Annotated in this window: 1 protein-coding gene and 1 pseudogene; both read right to left on the bottom strand. The window is 26.5% G+C overall.

Annotation, left to right across the window (positions count from 1 at the left end):
• Positions 1-406 (bottom strand): annotated as a pseudogene (locus tag KJQ97_RS09185) (hypothetical protein); the annotation flags it as partial.
• 8 nt (positions 407-414) lie between these two features.
• The coding region (locus tag KJQ97_RS09180) for an MBOAT family O-acyltransferase (RefSeq protein ID WP_214120659.1) at positions 415-1782 on the bottom strand (1368 nt) is incomplete at its 5' end.

The following is a 1782-nucleotide window of genomic DNA, read 5'->3' as shown; positions in this document are numbered from 1 at the left end:
CATATAAATAAGAAAATTGTTTTTTATAATAACTTGTATCTTGAATAACACCATCAAGAGTATAAATAATATTCTTAATATTTTTGGTTTTAAATAAATATTCTAACAAATACGCTCTTTCTTCACTAATAGAACCATCTAAAGTAATATTAATATATTTTCCATTATTTAATTCTTTTGGCTCACTCATTAAAAGCATAGAACTACCTAATAAAACACTATCAAATTCATAATTATCAATTACTCTTTTTGCCGCTATTCTAGTATCTGCTAAATATTTATTAGGATATTTCTCGTTAAAAAGCTGCAATGGGTCGTAAAAATAAACAAGACTAACAATATATAAAAACCCTATCAAAGGAATTATAAAAGCTCCTATAATTATTCTTTTTAAATATCTATTCATAAATATTCCTAAAAGTTAAAATATATAAATTTTGTATAAGCAGTAATATTAAGCTTTAAAATACACCAAATCAGCATAATCCCTATTAATACAAAATATCTATCTTTAAAAATAAACTTTTTATATATATTTAAATGTGAAGACCTAAATAACAAAACAAAAGCTATCATTAAAAGCACAGCATTTAACATAGCACTTTGTCCTATAGTAAAATGCTCTCCCCATTTACCAAATGCAAATAAAGGATTATCTTGAAATAATCTTTGCATATTAGGACTTAGCACGATTTGTCCGTGTATTAAAAACATACTCTTAATAACACTTAAAGCATCATTTATACTAGTAGCTCTAAAAAACACCCAAGTAATATTAATAAACTCAAATGTAATAATCCACATTATTACTTTATAAAACTTACTATTTAATCTATTCTTAAACCAAGTAGTATTAGCAAACACACTCATATATGCTTTATGAATACATATTGCAATTCCATGTAAGCTTCCCCATATTATAAATCCCCATCCAGCTCCATGCCACACTCCACTTATTAAAAAGACTATAAATAAGTTTATGTATTGTCTAGATTTGCCAACCCTACTTCCACCAAGCGGGATATAAATATAATCTTTTAAAAATCTTCCAAGTGTCATATGCCATCTTTGCCAAAACTCCGAAATACTTAAAGACTTATAAGGAGAATTAAAGTTATAAGGTAATTTTATATTAAAAAACAATGCTAAGCCTATTGCCATATCAGAGTACCCACTAAAATCAAAGTAAAGCTGAAAGGTATAAGCATGAGTTAATACCCAGCTTTCAATTAGATTTAATACTCCACCATCTTCTACAAACTTATAAGTCGCATCAATACTAGGTGCTAGATAATCAGCTAAAGCTACTTTTTTAAATAAACCAATCGTAAAAAACAATAATCCTAAAGCTATGTTTTTATATCTTAATATAAAGTTGTTTGGATTTTTAAATTGTGGCATCATTTCTTTATAATGCACAATAGGTCCAGCAATTAGCTGTGGAAAAAAGCTTACAAATAAACTAAAGTTTATAAATCCTAAAATACCCCCCCCCACGAGAATTTTTATATCACACTGATATTTATAACAATCGCTCAAAAACGCTATTTGCTGAAATGTAATAAACGAAATTCCAAGTGGGAGCAATATAGCTGGATTTATAATGTCAAGACTAAAAATATTGTTTATATTATCTATAACAAAGTGTTTGTATTTAAAATATCCTAGTATTGCTAAATTTAAACCTATTCCAAGACTTAGCAAAAGCTTACTTTTATATCGCATTAATAAATGATAAAAAGTATAGTTTATTAAAATATAAGCTATTAGTATAAACACAAG

The sequence above is a fragment of the Campylobacter sp. 2018MI01 genome, from assembly GCF_018501205.1.
GTDB lineage: Bacteria > Campylobacterota > Campylobacteria > Campylobacterales > Campylobacteraceae > Campylobacter_E.
The sequence above is the reverse complement of the archived record's forward strand: the minus strand, read 5'-3'. Positions and strand labels throughout refer to the sequence as shown.